This is a genomic window from Streptomyces sp. NPDC020362 (genome assembly GCF_040642095.1).
GTDB lineage: Bacteria > Actinomycetota > Actinomycetes > Streptomycetales > Streptomycetaceae > Streptomyces.
In genome coordinates this window covers 22999-42115 of record NZ_JBFAET010000072.1, presented here as the reverse complement: position 1 = coordinate 42115, position 19117 = coordinate 22999, and the positions used below count along the sequence as shown (strand labels likewise).

16 protein-coding genes and 1 pseudogene are annotated in these 19117 nt (G+C 72.0%); 13 read left to right on the top strand and 4 right to left on the bottom strand.

The features are described from left to right. Positions 1 to 136: 136 nt before the first annotated feature. From AB0H32_RS24625 to AB0H32_RS24600, 6 genes are all read left to right on the top strand, one after another. Positions 137 to 2989 carry a DEAD/DEAH box helicase gene (locus AB0H32_RS24625; protein ID WP_361124333.1) on the top strand — a complete coding sequence of 951 codons (2853 nt, stop codon included), beginning with the start codon at positions 137 to 139 and terminating at the stop codon, positions 2987 to 2989. A gap of 442 nt (positions 2990 to 3431) precedes the next feature. After that, a complete protein-coding gene (locus tag AB0H32_RS24620) occupies positions 3432 to 5096 on the top strand; it encodes an ATP-binding protein (RefSeq protein ID WP_361124331.1) in 1665 nt (554 codons plus the stop codon). Further along, a complete protein-coding gene (locus AB0H32_RS24615; protein WP_361124329.1) occupies positions 5093 to 5497 on the top strand; it encodes a roadblock/LC7 domain-containing protein in 405 nt (134 codons plus the stop codon). The genes AB0H32_RS24620 and AB0H32_RS24615 overlap by 4 nt, the downstream gene beginning before the upstream one ends. Continuing rightward, positions 5494 to 5910: a DUF742 domain-containing protein gene (locus tag AB0H32_RS24610; RefSeq protein ID WP_361124327.1), complete on the top strand. Its 417-nt coding sequence runs from the start codon at positions 5494 to 5496 to the stop codon at positions 5908 to 5910. Before AB0H32_RS24615 ends, AB0H32_RS24610 begins: the two co-directional genes overlap by 4 nt. After that, complete coding sequence (locus tag AB0H32_RS24605) at positions 5891 to 6511, top strand: ATP/GTP-binding protein (protein WP_361124325.1); 621 nt, start codon at positions 5891 to 5893, stop codon at positions 6509 to 6511. Before AB0H32_RS24610 ends, AB0H32_RS24605 begins: the two co-directional genes overlap by 20 nt. A gap of 51 nt (positions 6512 to 6562) precedes the next feature. Beyond that, a complete protein-coding gene (locus AB0H32_RS24600) occupies positions 6563 to 8041 on the top strand; it encodes a cytochrome P450 (RefSeq protein WP_361124324.1) in 1479 nt (492 codons plus the stop codon). Between the two features lie 118 nt (positions 8042 to 8159). Here AB0H32_RS24600 and AB0H32_RS24595 read toward each other — a convergent pair whose 3' ends face one another. Continuing rightward, positions 8160 to 9113, bottom strand: coding sequence for an RluA family pseudouridine synthase (locus tag AB0H32_RS24595; protein WP_361124322.1), 954 nt, complete (start codon positions 9111 to 9113; stop codon positions 8160 to 8162). Between the two features lie 73 nt (positions 9114 to 9186). On the opposite strand from AB0H32_RS24595, the gene AB0H32_RS24590 reads away from it, so the two are divergent. Then, the gene (locus AB0H32_RS24590; RefSeq protein WP_361124320.1) at positions 9187 to 9768 is read left to right on the top strand and encodes a GNAT family N-acetyltransferase; all 582 of its coding nucleotides are present in this window, start codon (positions 9187 to 9189) and stop codon (positions 9766 to 9768) included. A 106-nt stretch (positions 9769 to 9874) separates the two neighbouring features. Next, entirely contained in the window at positions 9875 to 10813 is a 939-nt protein-coding gene (locus tag AB0H32_RS24585; protein WP_361124318.1) for a 5'-nucleotidase, read from the top strand. A 55-nt stretch (positions 10814 to 10868) separates the two neighbouring features. Here AB0H32_RS24585 and AB0H32_RS24580 read toward each other — a convergent pair whose 3' ends face one another. Together AB0H32_RS24580 and AB0H32_RS24575 are read right to left on the bottom strand one after the other, a co-directional pair. Beyond that, complete coding sequence (locus AB0H32_RS24580; protein ID WP_361124316.1) at positions 10869 to 11717, bottom strand: siderophore-interacting protein; 849 nt, start codon at positions 11715 to 11717, stop codon at positions 10869 to 10871. A gap of 112 nt (positions 11718 to 11829) precedes the next feature. Then, positions 11830 to 12735, bottom strand: a complete 906-nt coding sequence (locus AB0H32_RS24575) for a 5'-3' exonuclease (RefSeq protein ID WP_361124336.1) — start codon at positions 12733 to 12735, stop codon at positions 11830 to 11832. Between the two features lie 155 nt (positions 12736 to 12890). Here AB0H32_RS24575 and AB0H32_RS24570 point away from each other — a divergent pair. The 4 genes and pseudogenes from AB0H32_RS24570 to AB0H32_RS24555 all read left to right on the top strand — a co-directional run. Beyond that, a pseudogene (locus tag AB0H32_RS24570) lies at positions 12891 to 14165 on the top strand (ATP-binding cassette domain-containing protein); the annotation flags it as partial. Between the two features lie 30 nt (positions 14166 to 14195). Beyond that, positions 14196 to 15506 carry a glycine betaine ABC transporter substrate-binding protein gene (locus tag AB0H32_RS24565; protein WP_361124335.1) on the top strand — a complete coding sequence of 437 codons (1311 nt, stop codon included), beginning with the start codon at positions 14196 to 14198 and terminating at the stop codon, positions 15504 to 15506. Between the two features lie 115 nt (positions 15507 to 15621). Beyond that, positions 15622 to 16200 (top strand): XRE family transcriptional regulator, encoded by a 579-nt coding sequence (locus AB0H32_RS24560; RefSeq protein ID WP_361124314.1) that lies wholly within the window; start codon positions 15622 to 15624, stop codon positions 16198 to 16200. A 101-nt stretch (positions 16201 to 16301) separates the two neighbouring features. Next, a complete protein-coding gene (locus AB0H32_RS24555) occupies positions 16302 to 17021 on the top strand; it encodes a helical backbone metal receptor (protein WP_361124312.1) in 720 nt (239 codons plus the stop codon). On the opposite strand, the gene AB0H32_RS24550 is transcribed toward AB0H32_RS24555, so the two are convergent. Next, a complete protein-coding gene (locus AB0H32_RS24550) occupies positions 16948 to 18090 on the bottom strand; it encodes a TDT family transporter (protein WP_361124310.1) in 1143 nt (380 codons plus the stop codon). The two genes, AB0H32_RS24555 and AB0H32_RS24550, sit on opposite strands and share 74 nt — an antisense overlap. Positions 18091 to 18160: 70 nt before the next feature. Between AB0H32_RS24550 and AB0H32_RS24545 the strand changes: the two genes are divergently transcribed. Then, positions 18161 to 19111: a LysR family transcriptional regulator gene (locus AB0H32_RS24545; RefSeq protein ID WP_361124308.1), complete on the top strand. Its 951-nt coding sequence runs from the start codon at positions 18161 to 18163 to the stop codon at positions 19109 to 19111. Positions 19112 to 19117: the final 6 nt, after the last annotated feature.

Here is a 19117-nt window from a genome sequence, read left to right as displayed (position 1 = left end):
CGGCCAATCTCTTCCCCACCACACCCCCCCCCCCCCCGCCGGGGGCCCCGCCCCGGCCGCTCGCCTCACGCCACGATGCCCCCGCCCTTCGAGGACGGGGGCATCCGCCGTTGTCGATCAACCCAAGATCCGGATAATGATCGTCCTGTTGTCAGTGGCGCCCGGTACGCTCGAAAGCACGATGACAGAGGACCTCTCACCGGCCGAGCGGTACGCGGCAGCCCGGAGACGGGCAGCCGAGCAGGCCACCGCGCTCGCGTCCTTCCGCGAGATGTACGACTTCGGCCTCGACCCCTTCCAGATCGAGGCCTGCCAGGCACTCGAAGCGGGGAAGGGTGTGCTGGTGGCCGCCCCCACCGGCTCGGGCAAGACGATCGTGGGCGAGTTCGCCGTCCACCTGGCCCTGCAGCAGGGCAAGAAGTGCTTCTACACGACCCCCATCAAGGCGCTGTCGAACCAGAAGTACGCCGACCTGTGCCGCCGTTACGGCACCGAGAAGGTCGGCCTGCTCACCGGCGACAACAGCGTCAACTCCGACGCCCCGGTGGTCGTGATGACCACCGAGGTGCTGCGGAACATGCTCTACGCCGGCTCGCAGACCCTCCTCGGCCTCGGCCATGTGGTCATGGACGAGGTGCACTACCTCTCCGACCGCTTCCGCGGCGCCGTCTGGGAGGAAGTGATCATCCACCTGCCGGAGTCGGTGACCCTGGTGTCCCTGTCGGCGACCGTGTCCAACGCCGAGGAGTTCGGTGACTGGCTGGACACCGTCCGCGGCGACACCGAGGTGATCGTCTCCGAGCACCGGCCGGTCCCGCTGTTCCAGCACGTGCTCGCCGGCCGCCGGACGTACGACCTGTTCGAGGAGGGCGAGGGCCACAAGAAGGCAGTCAACCCCGACCTCGTCCGCCTCGCCCGCATGGAGGCGACCCGGCCCTCGTACCAGGACCGCAGACGCGGCCGGGCGATGCGCGAGGCCGACCGCGAGCGCGAGCGCAGACAGCGCTCGCGCGTGTGGACGCCGGGCCGGCCCGAGGTCATCGAGCGCCTCGACTCCGAGGGGCTGCTGCCCGCGATCACCTTCATCTTCAGCCGCGCCGCCTGCGAGGCCGCCGTCCAGCAGTGCCTGTACGCGGGACTCAGACTCAACGACGAGGAGGCGCGGGAGCAGGTCCGCGCACTCGTCGAGGAGCGCACCGCCGCCATTCCGTCCGAGGACCTGCACGTCCTCGGCTACTACGAGTGGCTGGAGGGCCTGGAGCGCGGTATCGCCGCCCACCACGCGGGCATGCTGCCGACCTTCAAGGAGGTCGTCGAGGAGCTGTTCGTGCGCGGCCTGGTCAAGGCCGTGTTCGCGACCGAGACCCTCGCCCTCGGCATCAACATGCCCGCCCGCTCGGTGGTGCTGGAGAAGCTCGTCAAGTGGAACGGCGAGCAGCATGCCGACATCACCCCCGGCGAGTACACCCAGCTGACCGGCCGGGCCGGCCGGCGTGGCATCGACGTCGAGGGCCACGCGGTGGTGCTCTGGCAGCGCGGTATGAGCCCCGAGCACCTCGCGGGTCTCGCGGGCACCCGCACCTACCCGCTGCGCTCCAGCTTCAAGCCGTCGTACAACATGGCGGTGAACCTGGTCGAGCAGTTCGGCCGGCACCGCTCGCGCGAGCTGCTGGAAACCTCCTTCGCCCAGTTCCAGGCCGACAAGTCGGTCGTCGGGATCTCCCGGCAGGTGCAGCGCAACGAGGAGGGCCTGGAAGGCTACAAGGCCTCCATGACCTGCCACCTCGGCGACTTCGAGGAGTACGCGCGGCTGCGCCGCGAGCTGAAGGACCGCGAGACCGAGCTGGCCCGGCAGGGCGCGAACCAGCGGCGCGCGGAGGCCGCCGTCGCGCTGGAGCGGCTCAAGCCGGGCGACGTCATCCACGTGCCCACCGGCAAGTACGCGGGCCTCGCCCTGGTCCTGGACCCGGGCCTGCCCGCCGGCCGCTCCAACGGCCACCGCGGCTTCGACCACCACGACGGTCCGCGCCCGCTGGTGCTGACCGCCGAACGGCAGGTCAAGCGGCTGGCGTCGATGGACTTCCCGGTGCCGGTCGAGCCGTTGGACCGGATGCGGATCCCGAAGAGCTTCAACCCGCGCTCCCCGCAGTCCCGCCGGGACCTCGCCTCCGCGCTGCGCACCAAGGCCGGGCACATTCCGCCGGAGCGGGCCCGCAAGAAGCGGTCGCAGGCCGCCGACGACCGCGAGATCGCCCGGCTGCGCACGGCCATCCGCGCCCACCCCTGCCACGGCTGCGACGACCGCGAGGACCACGCCCGCTGGGCCGAGCGCTACCACCGCCTGCTGCGCGACACCTCGCAGCTGGAGCGCCGTATCGAGGGCCGTACGAACACCATCGCGCGCACCTTCGACCGGATCGTGGCGCTGCTGACCGAACTGGACTACCTGCGCGGCGACGAGGTCACCGAGCACGGCAAGCGGCTCGCCCGGCTCTACGGCGAACTCGACCTGCTGGCCAGCGAATGCCTGCGCGAGCGCGTCTGGGAGGGCCTCAACCCGGCCGAACTCGCGGCCTGCGTCTCGGCGTTGGTGTACGAGGCGCGCGTCGGGGACGACGCCATGGCGCCCAAGCTGCCCTCCGGCAAGGCGAGGGCCGCGCTCGGCGAGACGGTCCGGATCTGGGGCCGGCTGGACGCGCTGGAGGAGGAGTTCCGGATCAACCAGACCGAGGGAGTCGGCCAGCGCGAGCCGGACCTCGGCTTCGCCTGGGCCGCCTACATGTGGGCCTCCGACAAGGGCCTGGACGAGGTGCTGCGCGAGGCGGAGATGCCGGCGGGCGACTTCGTGCGCTGGTGCAAGCAGGTCATCGACGTCCTCGGGCAGATCTCGGCGGCCGCTCCCATGGAGGGCTCGACCGTGGCGAAGACTGCCCGTAAGGCTGTCGACCAGTTGCTGCGGGGCGTGGTCGCCTACTCGTCGGTGGGCTGATCCTGCGTACGGGGCGCGGGTGATCTGTCGCTGGTCGCGCAGGTCCCCGCGCCCCTTCGGCGCGTTCGTCGGGCGCCCGGTCCGACGCTGATCCCGGATGTACGGGGCCGACCGGCTCGACGGTGCTCGGGCTGTCCGGGAATTCTCTTTTCACTCATCACGGTGAGTGACTTTCGCACGCCCATACGCCGTCACGGGCTGTGTTCGAATGATCTCCGAGCGTGCAAATGGGGCCGAGCGTACTCCTGTTGCATGGGCGATTTCAGGTGCTTGCCGAATATGACACGGCGATGATCCGGTCGGACTAAGCTCGCCCGCGGCGCACCGAGTTGAGGTGAATTCGTGCGCCTGTTCCCAAACATCCAGAAGATCCCGTCAGTTCCATGAACCTTCCCCCCGAAAGCTCCTCTGACACCCAGCCGATTCGTCTCAGAAGGCATCCATGGTGAGTGTTCGAAAGCCCTCCGGTGGCCGTGAACGTCCTTACGCGCGCGTGCTGTTGCTCCCGGCCATAGTGATGGCCGCGGCGACCGGGGCCGCCGCCGCCCTGGTACCGGCCACGGCCCGGATCGCCGTCGGCGGGTGCGGGGCCGTGGCCGTGCTGCTGGTCGTCGCCACGGGCGCCGAAGCCCTTCGCCGCGGACGCAGGCTCCGCGAGGCGCAGGCCGAGCACGCCCGTCACACCGCGTATCTGGAGCGCCGCCTCGTCGCCCATGACGAGGAGATCGTCCGCCTCGGCACCGATGTCCTGCCCACCGCGCTGCACCGGCTGCGCTACGGAGAACCGCTCCGCGAGGTGATGCGCAAGGTCATCGACCTCGACCCCGAACTGCGCCACATCCCCGAGTCGCAGCGCACCCTGCTGCACAACGCGCTGCGCGGCGCCGACCACGAGATCTCGATGCGGGACGCGACCGAGCGCTCCTTCGTCAGCATCGCCCGCCGCATCCAGGCCATCGTCCACCAGCAGGCCAACGAACTGCGCGAGATGGAGGAGGACCACGGCCGCAACCCCGAGGTCTTCGACGACCTGCTGCGCCTGGACCACGGCACCGCGCTGATCGGCCGCCTCGCCGACACCATCTCCGTGCTCGGCGGCGGCCGTCCCGGCCGTCAGTGGCCGCTGCCCGTCTCGCTGTACAGCGTGCTGCGCGGTGCCATGTCCCGGATCCTGGAGTACCGGCGCATCGAGCTGAACTCCATCGTCAACATCAACATCAAGGGCACGTCCGTCGAGCCGATCATCCACGCGGCCGCCGAGCTCCTCGACAACGCCACCCGCTACTCGCCGCCGTCGACCAAGGTGCACGTCACCGCCGCCGAGGTGCAGACCGGCGTCGTCATCGAGATCGAGGACGCCGGCGTCAGCCTCAGCGAGGAGTCCCGCGCCCGCATCGAGAAGGCGATCACGGACGCCATGGCGGGCGACGACGCGGAGAACCTGGGCTCCAGCCCGCGCCTCGGCCTCGCCGTCGTCGGCCGGCTCTGCAAGGCCTTCGACATGCAGGTCTCCCTGCGCGCGTCCGCCTACGGCGGCGTCCGCGCGATCCTCGTCGTACCGAGCGTCATGACGACCACCGAGCCCGGTGTCGGCGCCGCCCACGGCATCGGTGCCACCGCCGTGCCCAAGCCCGAACTCGGTGCGGTCGAGGGCCCGAAGCGCCCGCCCAAGAAGCGCCGCCCCACCAGCCCCCGCATCCCCGCCGGGATCTCCATGGAGGACGACGTCCCCGAGGTCACCGAGTGGACGGCAGGCGGACTGCCGCAGCGCCGCAGCCGGGTGAAGACCCCGCTCAGCCAGCGGATCGCCGAGCAGGCCGCCATCGAGCGCGCCGAGCGCGAGGGCAGGCCGACCATCTGGTCCCAGCCCAAGCCCGAACCCGAGCCCGAGATGGACCCCGAGCTGAAGAAGCTGCGGGAGCGGCCGCCCGGCATGTGGGTCGACGACTTCTGGAACGGCCTGAAGAAGGGCATGCCCGAGGACGCCACCGCGGCCGAACTGACCGACTTCACACTGAACCCCACCGCGTACCAGCACCTGCTCAACGATTCGGACACCGTTACTGAGGCCGCCACCGAGGCCGACGACGAGGGGGACCTCAAGTGATCCAGCAGCGAGGCAACTTCGACTGGATGCTCAAGCAGCTCAACGACGGCGTACCGGGCATCGAGATGATCGTGGTCCTCTCCGCCGACGGACTGCGCATCGCACGTCACGGCGGCGACCCCGACGCCGCCGACCGGGTGGCCGCCGCCTGCGCGGGTGTACAGAGCCTCGCTGGTGCCATCATCCAGGAGATCCCCGGCGCCGGTGAGATGAAGCTCGTCGTCATCGAGATCGACGGCGGCTACTTCTACCTCATGAACGCCGGCGCCAACGCCTACCTCGCCGTGCTCGCCGACGTGACCTGCGAGCCGGGCCGGATGAGCGGCATGATGCGCGACCTCGTCGTCCGTGTGGGCGCCCATCTCACCAGTCCGCCCCGGCGGAACGGGCAGACCGTATGACTCCTCCACAACGCAAACGGCGTCAGCCGCCGCCACTGCCGCCCGCGCCGCCCCCGCCCTCCCCACCGGCGGAGGGCGAGGCACCGCGCAGGTACCCCGAGCGCCTGTACACCATCGCCGGCACCGACGACGGCGGGCGGGCCGAACTGGACCTGGTCACATTGATCGTGGCGCGCGCCGCGCCACCGCCGTCCGCCTCGCCCGAGGAGGCGGCAGTACTCCGGCTCTGCACCGCCCCCTTGTCCGTGGCCGAGCTCTCGGCCTACCTCAATCTGCCGTTCAGCGCGATGACCGTCCTGATCACCGAGCTGATCACGACCGAACTGGTGCAGGCGCGCGCCCCGATCGTCCGCCAGGCGGTCGCCGACCGTTCCATCCTCGAAGCGGTGATGCATGGACTTCAACGGCTCTGAAACCTTCCCCGGCCCACGCACCGAGGACCATCTGCCGCACACGGCGCAGGCCGCGGTGAAGATCGTGATCGTGGGCGGCTTCGGCGTCGGCAAGACCACGATGGTCGGCTCGGTCAGCGACATCAGACCGCTGACCACCGAGGAGACCATGACCCAGGCCGGCATCGGGATCGACGACAACTACGGCTCCGACTCCAAGACGGCCACCACCGTGGCCATGGACTTCGGCCGCATCAGCATCACCGACAAGCTGGTGCTCTACCTCTTCGGCACCCCCGGCCAGGAACGCTTCTGGTTCCTGTGGAACGGCCTGTTCGAAGGAGCGCTCGGCGCGGTCGTCCTGGTGGACACCCGGCGCCTGGAAGTCAGCTTCGACGTCATGGGGCGCCTGGAGGAACGCGGGGTCCCCTTCGCCGTGGCGGTCAACTCCTTCCCCGACGCGCCCCGTTACCCGGTCGAGGAACTGCGCACCGCACTCGATCTTGCTCCGGAGATCCCGATCATGGAGTGCGATGTGCGCCGCCGGGCCTCCAGCAAGGACGTGCTGATGACCCTGATGCGCTTCCTGCACTCGCTCGCCCTGTCCGGCGCCCTCACCTGACCCGCACCCGCCCTGCCCCCCACCTACCGTCTTCCGTCCCGGAGCGACACTGTGACGCCTGAATCCCAGTCCCTGACCGGCACTAACCCCACGTCCGGCCCGCCGCCGGGCTGCCCGGCGCACGGCCGGGGCCCCGGGGGACTGCACCGGCTCTACGGCCCCGACGCGGCCGACCTCGGTGACCTCTACGAGTGCCTGCGGGAGGAGCACGGCGCCGTGGCCCCCGTGCTGCTGCACGACGACGTACCGATGTGGGTGGTCCTCGGGCACGCCGAGAACCTGCACATGGTGCGCAGTCCCTCCCAGTACACCCGCGACAGCCGGATCTGGACCCCGCTGCAGGAGAGCATGGTCAAACCCGACCACCCGCTCATGCCGCACATCGCCAGGCAGCCCATCTGCTCGCACGCCGAGGGCGACGAGCACCAACGGCTGCGCGCGGCGGTCACCGGCGCCATGTCGACCATCGACCACCGCAGCATGCGCCGTCACATCGGCCGCTACACCCAGGAACTGGTCAACGGCTTCTGCGAACGGGGCCGGGCCGACCTGGTCTCCCAGTTCGCCGAGCATCTGCCGATGGCCGTCATGTGCGAGATCCTCGGCATGCCCGAGGAATACAACGACCGGATGGTGCAGGCCGCCCGTGACGCGCTCAAGGGCACCGAGACCGCGATCCAGAGCCATGCCTACGTCATGGACGCGCTGAGCCGGCTCACCACCCGCCGCCGCGCGAGGCCCGACGACGACTTCACCAGTCACCTCATCACCCACCCGGCGGGGCTGACCGACGACGAGGTCCGCGAACACCTGCGTCTCGTCCTGTTCGCGGCCTACGAGGCCACTGCCAACCTGCTCGCCAACGCGCTGCGCATGGTCCTCACCGAGCCGGGATTCCGCGCCCAGCTCAACGGCGGCCAGATGACCGTGCCGGAGGCGATCGAGCAGTCCCTGTGGGACGAGCCGCCGTTCAGCACCGTCCTCGGCTACTTCGCCAAGCAGGACACGGAGCTGGGCGGCCGGCGCATCCGCAAGGGCGACGGGCTGCTCTTCGCGCCCGCCCCGGGCAACGTCGATCCGCGCGTCCGTCCGGACCTGTCCGCCAACATGCAGGGCAACCGCTCGCACCTCGCCTTCGGCGGCGGCCCGCACGAGTGCCCCGGCCAGGACATCGGCCGTGCCATCGCCGACGTCGGCGTGGACGCCCTGCTGACGCGGCTGTCGGACATCCAGCTGGACTGCCCCGAAGAGGAGCTGAGCTGGCGGTCCTCCATCGCCTCCCGGCACCTGGTGGCCCTGCCGGTGCGCTTCGAACCGAAGCCCCAGCAGGACGTGCAGCGTCCGCCCAGCCCCGCGCCCATCCCGGCGCAGCGCGCCACCTGGCAGGTCGGCACCCCGGGCGCCGAGCCGGCAGCCGCCGCCGAGCCCCTGCCCGCTGCGGCACCGCCCGTTCCCGAGCCTCCCGCGCCGCAGCCGGCCCGCCGCGGGAACCTGTGGCGGCGCCTGCTGCGCTGGTGGCGCGGCGAGTGACCATGCGGGGGGCGGCGCGGCGGCCGAGCACACGGGTCGGCGCCCTCGAGCACACGGGGCGGCGCGGCGGCTGAGTGCACAGGGGCGGCGCCGCCCATATCCACACGGGGCGGCGCTGTCAGGGCTCCGGGTCGGCCCACTGTGCCGGGGCCGACCACGCCGCGAGCGTCCGCCCGCTGACGAACGTGTGCTCCGCCCCCGTGACCGGATCGGTGAACTCCAGCCTCCGCGCCAGCAGTTGCAGCGGGCGCCGGAAGTCGCCGGCCGGCACGGGGGCGGTCACCTCCGGATACAGCGGGTCGCCGAGGATGGGCACGCCCAGCGCGTTCAGATGCACCCGCAGCTGATGGGTCTGACCGGTCTCGGGGACGAGCCGGTACCGGCCCAGCCCCGCCCGGTGCTCGGCCAGTTCCACCCGTGTCACCGCGTTCGGCTCGCCCTCGACCTCCCGGGCGGCCGGCACCCCGCGCTCCTTCACGATCCGGCTGCGTACGGTCCGGGGCAGGGCGAGCGCGGGATCGTACGGCGCCACGGCCTCGTACTCCTTGCGCACCCGCCGGTCGCTGAACAGCGTCTGGTACGCCCCGCGCTCCTCGGGCCGCACCGTGAACAGCACCAGACCGGCGGTGAGCCGGTCCAGCCGGTGGGCGGCGGTGAGCGCCGGAAGATCCAGCTCGTGGCGCAGCCGGGCCAGCGCGGTCTGCGCGACGTGGCTGCCACGCGGGGTCGTCGCGAGGAAGTGCGGCTTGTCGGCCACGACGATGTGCGCATCCCGATGGACCACCTCCAGCGGGAACGGCACCGGAACCTCGTCGGGCAGCTCCCGGTGGAACCACACGAACATCCCCGGCTCGTACGGCGCGTCCGGCGCCACCGCCCGCCCGTCGGCCGCCACGACCAGCCCCGCGTCGAACATCTCATCGACCATGCCGGGCCCGGCCCCCGTCAGCCGCTCCACGAGATACTCCCGGACGGTGGCCCGTGTGCCGCCGAAGGGCAGCCGCACCCGCACCGGGTCGACACCGTCGCGCTGGGGAAGCGGGGCGGGCGGGGGTGGCGTACGGCGTCTCATCGCGACCCAGAATACGGTCGGGCCGGTGAATGCCGGTTGAGCCGGCGGCCCGCTCCTCGGCAGGATGCCGATCATGCCTTTCCTCACCCGCCCGGTCCTGACCGCCGGAACCCTCACCCGCACCTCGCAACCCACCCTCCCGACCGGTGACGGTCTGCTCCTGCGCCCCTGGCGGGCCGGGGACGCGCCCGCCGTCCACGCCGCCTTCCAGGACCCGGTCCTGCACCAGTGGCACATCAGGTCCTGCGACTCCGAGGACGAGGCCGCCGCCTGGATCGGGGAGTGGCAGCGGGCCTGGGAGAAGGAGGACAACGCCCAGTGGGCCGTCGTGGACGAGGTCACGGGCGAGCTGCGGGGCAGGGTCGCCCTGCGGCAGATCCTGCTCGGCGACGGCGTGGCCGAGGTCGCCTACTGGACGGTTCGGGAGGCCCGCGGCCGGGGCGTCGCGGCCCGCGCCGCGACCACGGTGACCCGCTGGGCCTTCGAGGAGATCGGCTTCCACCGCCTGGAACTCATGCACTCCACCGTCAACGAGGCGTCCTGCCGCGTCGCCGCCAAGTGCGGCTTCGCCCTGGAGGGAACCAAGCGCAGCGCCCTCCAGCATCCGGACGGCTGGCACGACATGCACTTCCACGCGCGCGTACGCGGTGACTGAACCCCGCTCGCACCGGCGGTCGGTGCGGGCAACTGCGGGGCCGGGTCCGCCATCTGGCCGGTGACATGATGGGGAGCCGTTCTCCCGCGCCCCGAGGTGAAACGCCATGCCACCGTACGAGCTTGCGGACCGACTCGTCGTCGGCGTCGCCTCCAGCGCCCTGTTCGATCTGGAGGAGTCGGACGCGGTGTTCCGGGAGCAGGGGGAGGAGGCCTACCGGGCCTACCAGGAAGAGAACGTGGACACCACGCTCCGCCCCGGGGTTGCGTTCGCGTTCATCCAGCGGCTGCTGTCGCTGAACGACCTCGGTGACCCCGGCGACCCCCTCGTCGAGGTGATCATCCTCTCGCGCAACGACCCCGACACCGGTCTGCGGGTCATGCGCTCCATCCAGACCCATGACCTGCCAATCACCCGGGCCGTCTTCATGCAGGGGCGTTCCCCCCACCCGTTCATGACCGCCTTCAACATGTCGCTGTTCCTGTCGGCGAACGGGGACGACGTGCGCGAGGCGGTCGCCGCGGGCCTGCCCGCGGGACATGTCCTCGGCTCCCCGTACGCGGACGACCCCGCCGACCGGGATCTGCGCATCGCCTTCGACTTCGACGGCGTCCTGGCGGGCGACGCCTCGGAACAGGTGTACCAGGCGGGCGGTCTGGAGGAGTTCCGCGCCCATGAGGCCCGCAATGCCGCGACTCCGCACGATCCCGGGCCGCTGCGCGACTTCCTGGCCAGTGTCAACCGGATACAGCGCCGTGAGGAGCAACGGCGGCGTGACGATCCGGACTACACGATCCGGGTGCACGTCTCCATCGTGACCGCGCGCAGCGCGCCGACGCACGAGCGTGCCGTGACGAGCCTGAAGAAGTGGGGTGTCACCGTCAACGACGCCTTCTTCCTCGGCGGCATAGAGAAGGGCGCCGTCATGAAGGTGCTGAAACCGCACATCTTCTTCGACGACCAGGTGACCCACGTGGAGCGCACGTCCCGGACCACGCCCAGCGTGCACGTGCCCTTCGGCAAGATCAACGAGACGGCGTCGTGAGCGGAGCAGCTCCGGTGCGGCCTTCGAGCGGCCTCCGAGCAGCCCTGGAGCCGCCCTATGCGGCCGCCGCGCCGCCGCTCTCCTGCTCGGCCTCGATGCGGGCGTTCCAGTCCCGCTTGGAGGCCTGCCAGCCGTCCTCGTTGTGGCCCAGGCGCCAGTAGCCGGAGATCGAAAGGTCCTCGCGCGGGATCTGCAGGTCGACCCGCAGCATCCGGCGCAGCTCCTTCACGAACGAGGCCTCACCGTGGACGAACGCCTGCAGTCGGCCCTGAGGGAACGAGAGCGCGCGCACGGCCTCCAACAGGGCCTCGCCCACCGGCCGGTCCCCGCGGTGCAGCCAGACCACGTCCGCATCGGAGTCGATCTTCTGCTCCTCCTCGGGGCCCGACACCTCCACGAAGGTGTGCGCCCGGGCGCCGGCGGGCAGTGACTCCAGGGCGCGGGCGATCGCGGGCAGCGCGCTCTCGTCACCGACGAGCAGATGCCAGTCGGCGCCCGGGTCGGGCGCGTAGGCGCCACCGGGACCCATGAAGTGCATGATCTCCCCGGGCTGGACCCGGGCGGCCCACGGTCCGGCCAGACCCTCGTCGCCGTGGAGCACGAAGTCCAGGGTCAGTTCGAGGTTCTCCGGGTCCCAGGCGCGCACCGTGTACGTCCGTGTGACGGGCCACTGCTCGCGGGGGAACTCGGCGCGGATCCGCTCCAGGTCGAAGGGCTCCGGATAGGTCACGCCCGGGGGGCCGAACAGCAGCTTCACATAGTGATCGGTGCAGGTGTCCGCCGCGAGACCGGCGAGTTGCTCGCCACCGAGCACCACGCGCTGCATGTGCGGGGTGAGCCGCTCGGTGCGCACCACCCGGGCGGTACGGGGCTTGCGCGGCTGTCGTCCCGGACGCTCTGCCATCACGGCCTCCTGCTGCATTGGTTAGGTTTACCTAAGTTAGCATCTCTCTTTCGTCGGCAGGGGTTTCGCAGGGGCAAGGTGAACGCGTTTTGCCAGAAGATTCCGTTGTGAATCACTCGCCGAGCGTCGTCAGCAGCCGCTGCAGGGAGCCGCCCAGTCCCCAGCGTGCGGCCAGCGCTTCCAGGCCCGCGGGGTCGCGCGGGGTGCGCGGCAGCGCGATGTCCACGTCCGGCAGCGGCACGTCGTCCGCCACCCGCACCACCTTCGGCGCGACCGCAACATACGGCCGTGCCTCGGTCAGCCGCTTGCGCTGCGACGGCGTCAGCTTCGCCCGCGGATCGTCGACCGCCGCCATGATCCCCGGCAGATCGCCGAACTCGGCGAGCAGCTTGGCGGCCGTCTTCTCGCCGATCCCGGCCACGCCCGGCAGGCCGTCGCTCGGGTCACCGCGCAGCAGCGCCAGATCCGCGTACCCCCGGCCGTCGACTCCGTACTTCTCGCGCAGCACCGCCGCGTCGGTCAGCTGCAGCGTGCCGACCCCCTTGAGCGGGTACAGCACCCGGATCCCCCGCTCGTCGTCGACCAGCTGATAGAGGTCGCGGTCGCCGGTGACGATGTCCACCGGGCCGTCCGCGCGCGCGGTGAACGTGCCGATCACATCGTCCGCCTCGTACTGCGCGACCCCGACCCGGGCGATGCCGACCGCGTCCAGCACGGCCTCGATGACCGGCACCTGCGGGGAGAGCGTGTCCGGCACCTCCTCCTCGTCCGGCCCGCCCTCGTGCTCCGCCGCGACCCGGTGCGCCTTGTAGGTGGGGATGAGGTCCACCCGCCACTGCGGCCGCCAGTCGGCGTCCATGCACGCCACCAGCTGCTCGGGCCGGTGGTCCTTGACCAGCCGGTCGATGAAGTCCAGCAGCCCCCGCACGGCGTTCACCGGGGTGCCGTCGGGTGCCTTCACGGAGTCCGGCACACCGAAGTAGGCGCGGAAGTACAGGGAAGCGGTGTCGAGAAGCATCAGTCGTCCGGTCACGCTCGCATCATGCCGCACGGCACTGACGGCCACTCGGCGCGAGGGGCAGGTCGCTGTGAGCTGTGCCGCTTAAAAGTTTGACCAAAGAGCTTCTGGAGGGGCGCGGCCTCCGTCCTGTCCCGCCCCCAGACGAGAGGTACGTGTCATCCAGGCTTGAGGCCGAGCATCTGTTCAAGGTGTTCGGCAGACGACCGGACCAGGCAGTGGAACGGCTGCGACAGGGCACCGACCGTGAGGAGCTGTGCGCCGACGGCACCACCGCCGCCGTGATCGACGCCTCCTTCCGCGCGGAGGCCGGCGAGATCTTCGTCGTCATGGGCCTGTCCGGATCCGGCAAGTCCACCCTGCTGCGCATGCTCAACGGCCTGCTGGAGCCGACCGCGGGCCGTGTGCGCTTCGACGGCGAGGGCCTGACGGCGCTCACCGACCGCGACCTGCGTGAGCTGCGCTCGAAGAAGATCAGCATGGTCTTCCAGCACTTCGCGCTCTTCGCGCACCGCAGCGTCCGCGACAACGCCGCCTACGGCCTGGCCGTGCAGGGCGCCCCGCGCCGAGCGTGAGCGCCGCGCCGACGAGGCGCTCGCCCTGTGCGGCCAGGCCGGCTGGGAGGACTCCTGGCCGACGAGCAGTCCGGCGGCATGCAGCTGGGGGTGCCCCCAGGCCCTCAAGGCACTGGGGGAGCGTGGGCCTCGCCCGCGCCCCCGCCACCGACGCCGACCTGCTCCTGATGGACGAGTCCTTCAGCGCTCTGGACCCGCTGATCCGCCGCGACATGCAGGACCAGCTCCTCGAACTGCAGAAGACCCTGAAGAAGACCATCGCCTTCATCACCCACGACCTCGACGAGGCCATGCGCCTGGGCGACCGCATCGCCGTCATGCGCGACGGCCGCATCGTGCAGACCGGCACCGCCGAGGACATCCTGCTGCGCCCGGCGAACGACTGCGTCGCGTCCTTCATCCAGGACGTCGACCGCTCCCGCGTGCTGACCGCCGCCGTGGTGATGGACACCGAGGTCCGCGGCGACGAGGCCGACTGCGGCTGCGAGACGGCCACGCCCGGCACGCCGTTCGCCGAGCTGTGCGCGATCAGCGCCCGCCTCACCCACCCGGTCGCCGTCCTCGACGCCGACCGCGCTCGTGGGCGTCGTGCCCCGCCGGCGCCTCGTCGGCCTCCTCGGCGACGAACTGGGCGAGGCCGCCGAGGCGTTCGGCACCACCCCGCGCGACATCCTGCTGCGCGTCCGGCTGCCGCTCGCCCTGCCGACCATCATGGCGGGCGTCAACCAGGTGATCATGCTGGGCCTGTCCATGGTCGTCATCGCCGGCATGGTCGGCACCGGCGGCCTCGGCGGCGCGGTCAGCGAGGCCATCGGGCGGCTCGACATCGGCTTCGGCTTCGAGGCGGGCGTCGGCATCGTCGTCCTCGCCGTCTACCCGGACCGCATGACGGGCGCGCTCGGCACCCAGCTCTCCCCGCCGGGCCGCCGGGCCGCCGGGCCGCCGCGGAGGCCCTGCCGACCGCGTGGTCCTACCGGCCGCGCCCGGCGGTCGCCGTCACCGGCGTGGTCGTCCTTGCGCTCGTCGCGGGCGGCCTCGGGATCTTCGGCTCCTCCTCCGGCACCTCCGAGGCCTCCGGCACGAACGTCGGCAAGGGCAGGGGAGATCAGGGTCGGGTACATCCCGTGGGACGAGGGCATCGCCTCCACCTTCCTCTGGAAGGAACTGCTGGAGCGGCGCGGCTTCAAGGTCACCACCACCCAGTACGCCGCAGCGCCCCTCTGCACCGGCCTCGCCACCGGCCGGCTCGACTTCCAGACCGACTCCTGGCTGCCGACCGCGCACGCCGAGTACTGGAAGAAGTACGGCGACAAGCTCGACGACCTCGGCAAATGGTACGGCCCCACCTCCCTGGAGCTGACCGTCCCCTCCTGTGTGAAGGACGTGAACTCCCTGGCGGACCTGAAGGACCACGCCTCCGAGTTCGGCGGCAAGATCGTCGGCATCGAGCCCAGCGCGGGCATGATGGGCATGCTCAAGAACAAGGTCCTCAAGGAGTACGGCCTCGACGGCACGTACGACGTGGTCGACGGCTCCACGCCCGCGATGCTCGCCGAGCTGAAGCGCGACTGTGCCAGGAAGCAGCCGGTCGTCGTCACGCTCTGGTCGCCGCACTGGGCGTACAGCGACTATGACCTGAAGAAGCTCAAGGACCCGCGCGGCGCCTGGGGCAAGGGCGACGGCGTGCACACCCTCGCCCGCAGGGGCTTCGCCGCCGACAACCCCGAGGTCGGCGCGTGGCTGAAGGACTTCTCGATGACCGAGAAGCGGCTCACCGGCCTGGAGGCGCAGATCCAGAAGGCCGGCAAGGGCAGGGAGCAGGACGCGGTGCGCACCTGGCCGGGGCAGCACCCGGGGCCGGCCGACGCCTGGGCGCCGGTTGCCCGGGCGGGTGCCGACAAGCAGGCGGCTGGTGACCTGACCGGCCCGGACCGCCATCCGAGGGGCGGGTGTCGCCGTACGTCCATTGACGGGCGTGGGGCGCCGCCCGCCCCTCGCAGTGTCCGGACCCCCCGGTGCACGGCCCCTCCGGCTACGGCAAGGATCCGGCCAACTACAGAGCGCCATGGACCCCGCCCCGGTGGGAACACGGACGCCCCCTCCCGCCTTGAAGCAGGAGAGACCCGTCCCGCACGGGCGGCCGTCGCACTGGCGAGAACCGTGGGGTACGGGCCCCCGGGTGTGTCAGGGATGTGACACCCGCGTGAATCGGTTTGCCGAACATGCGTAGGGTGCAGACAACTCTTCGGAGGTGTGCCCGGCGACGGGCACCCTGTCGACAGCGCGACGAGCGAAGGAGGGAGCCGGAGCGATGGGCGACCACAAAGAGCAACAGCCCGTGCGGGTGGGCGCGGCCGTCCGGCGGCGTCGCCGTGCGCTCGAACTCACCCTCGCCGTCGTGGCCGAGCGCAGCGGCCTGTCCGTGCCCTTCCTCAGCCAGGTCGAGAACGACCGCGCCCGCCCGAGCCGCACCTCCCTGGAGAAGCTGGCCGACGCCCTGCGCACCACGGCCGTGGAACTCCTCGCCGCCGCCGACCCGGCGTGCAGCGTGGACGTCGTACGCGCCGACCCCACCGCCGAGGGCGAGGGCGACGTCACCCCGCGCACCCGCTCCCTGGTGCGCGGCCACCACCAGCTGCACGCCTCCGAGTTCACCGGCGACCACGAGGCCGGCCGCGAGTTCCAGCACCGCAACGACGAGCTGATGTACGTCGCCGACGGTGCCGTCGAGATCGAGGCCGAGGGTCGCGCGTACCGCCTCGGCCGCGGCGACACGCTGTACCTCACCGGCGGGGTCCGGCATCGCTGGCGGGCGACTGTCCCCGACACGCGGGTCGTCGTGGTGGCGGTCGCCGAACACATCGAGGCCGTGCAGGACAGGGCTCGCTAGGTGCGGTGCGGGGTGGGCCGTCGGTCTTGTGCGGGTCCGTCGTGGTCGATCGCGCAGGTCCCCGTGCCCCTGGGGGGCGCTGCCCACGCCGAGGCCGCATAGTGCGGGTCGTCTCCCTTGTCCCGTCCCTCAGCGAGGCGGTGGCCGTGACGCTGCCCGGGGTGCTCGTCGGCGCCACGGACTGGTGCAGCCACCCGGCCGACCTGGAGGTCACCCGTATCGGCGGTACCAAGAACCCCCAGGTCGACCGCATCCTCGCCCTCGCCCCCGACCTGGTGATCGCCAACGAGGAGGAGAACCGCGCGCCCGACCTGGACGCTCTGCGCGCGGCGGGCGCGCAGGTGCTGGTCACCGAGGTGCGCACGGTGCCCCAGGCCTTCCGGGAGCTGGACCGCGTCCTGATCGCGTGCGGCGCGCGGACCCGGCCCCGCTGGCTGGAGGAGGCGGAGGCCGCCTGGGCCGCGCTGCCGGAGCCCGCGAGCCGTACGACGGCCGTCGTGCCGATCTGGCGCCGCCCCTGGATGGTCCTGGGCCGCGACACCTTCGCGGGCGACGTCCTGGCCCGCCTCGGCGTCCGCCACCTGTACGCCGCCCACCCCGACCGCTACCCCCGCATCCCCCTGGACGAGCTGCGGGCGGCCCACCCGGACCTCGTCGTCCTGCCGGACGAGCCCTACCGCTTCACCGCCGACGACGGCCCGGAGGCCTTCCCCGGCCTGCCCTGCGCCCTGGTCTGCGGACGGCACCTCACCTGGTACGGCCCCTCGCTGGCCGAGGCGCCGCGGGTGCTGGCGAAGGCCCTGCGAGCAGCTCGCCGCTGAGCAGGCCCCGTACCGTCCCGGCCGAGGCCGCGAGCCATGCGGTGACCAGCATGGCGTAGAGGCCGACGGCCAGGGCCTCGTACCCGGCGAGCCCGGTGTGCCGGGCGAGGGCTGTGGCGCCGGTGACACAGGTGCCCACCGGGAAGGTGAACGCCCACCAGGTCATGGCGAAACCCATGCCCTGCCGCCGGGCCCGCACCACGTGCGCGGCCGCGAGCGCCAGCCACAGCACCGCGAACCCCATGACCGGCACCCCGTAGAGCACGGCGAACACGTCGAGGCCACGGTCGTACGGCGCCGGTACGACCCCGGGGGCGTCGTCCGCGATCAGGCCGAGCGCGGTGGTCGACTGGCCGAGCGGGCCGAGGACCAGGAACAGGGTCGGGGTGAGCGCGAGCGGCAGCGGGCCCGAGGTGATCAGCCGGGCGAAGACCAGGGGCAGCATCAGCAGCGTGGCCAGCAGGCTCAGCCCGAACAGCGCCAGGCACGCCAGCAGCAGGGTCTCCCGGGGCTGCCCGGGCGGCAGGTACGGCACGAGCAGCGGACCCAGCGCGGCGGAGACCATCGGCGCGACGAGCGGCAGCAGCCAGACCGGGGTGGCCTCGGAGGGCTCGACGCGGTGCCGGACCGCCATCAGGTACGGCACGGCGACGGCGGCGGTGAGCCCGATCGCGGTACCGGCGGTGAACAGCACCGTGTCGAGGGCGACGGCCGGGCCGGTGCCGATCCAGTCCCGGCCGACGGTCACGGCCCCGCCGCCGACCGCGAGCAGGGCCATGGACAGGCAGCCGTAGAAGGGGGCCACGGCGGGGTCGAGGAGGTGGGCGCGGGCCTGGTCGCGATGGTGGGCCCAGTGCCGGGCGCGGGCGGTCAGCAGGGCCGCCAGCAGGAGGGAGGCCAGTGCCCAGACGGCCGTGCAGAGCCCGCGCAGTGCGCCGAGGTGCACGGGGAGAGCCGCGCCGGCCGTGCCGACGACGGAGGTCCCCATGACGGCGGCGTACCAGTTGGGACCGAGGTGCCGCACGCGCACGGCACGGGCGGCGGGAAGGGAATGTACTGCGGTGACCATGAGTCCACCCTCACGCCGCCTGTTGCCGCTGACCAGGGGGTTCACATCTATCAGGGCATAAGCTGGTTTTATGAGTGAGGAGTATGCGACGGACGGCGGCCGGCCCGGTGGCTCACTGGCGCACCGGGTGCCGGACCTCGGCGCGCTGGAGCTGCTGCTGGCCGTGGCACGGCTGGGCAGCCTGGGCGCGGCCGCGCGGGAGGTCGGCATCACCCAGCCGGCCGCCAGCAGCCGCATCCGCTCCATGGAACGGCAGCTCGGCGTGGCGCTGGTCGACCGCTCCCCGCGCGGCTCCCGGCTCACGGACGCGGGCGCCCTGGTGACCGACTGGGCCCGGCGGGTGGTGGAGGCGGCGGCCGCCTTCGACGCGGGCGCGCGGGCCCTGCGCGACCGGCGTGACTCGCGGCTGAGGGTCGCGGCGAGCATGACCATCGCCGAGTACCTGCTCCCGGGCTGGCTCCTCGCCCTGCACGCCGAGCGCCCCGACACGGCGGTGTCGCTGCTGGCGGGCAACTCGGCGAAGGTCGCGGAGCTGTTGCTGGCCGACGACGCGGACCTGGGCTTCGTGGAGGGGCTCACGGTCCCGGCGGGTCTGGACTCCGCGGTCATCGCCCGCGACCGCCTGATCGTCGTCACGGCCCCCGGCCACCCCTGGGCCCGCCGCCGGCGCCCCGTGACGGCCGAGGAGCTGGCCGCCACACCGCTGATCCTGCGCGAGCGGGGCTCCGGCACCCGCCAGGTCCTGGACACGGCCCTGGGCGGCCTGGCCCGCCCCCTCATCGAACTGTCCTCGACCACGGCGGTGAAGGCGTCGGCGGTCAGCGGTGCGGGCCCCTCGGTCCTGAGCGAACTGGCCGTGGGGGAGGAGCTGGCGTTGCGGCGCCTGGTGAGCATCCCGGTGGAGGGGGTGTCCCTGCGCCGCGACCTGCGGGCGGTGTGGCCGACGGGGCACCGGCCGACGGGCCCGGCCCGGGAGCTGCTGTCGCTGACGCGGCATGTACCGGGCCCGTCCGGAGGGTGAGGCGGG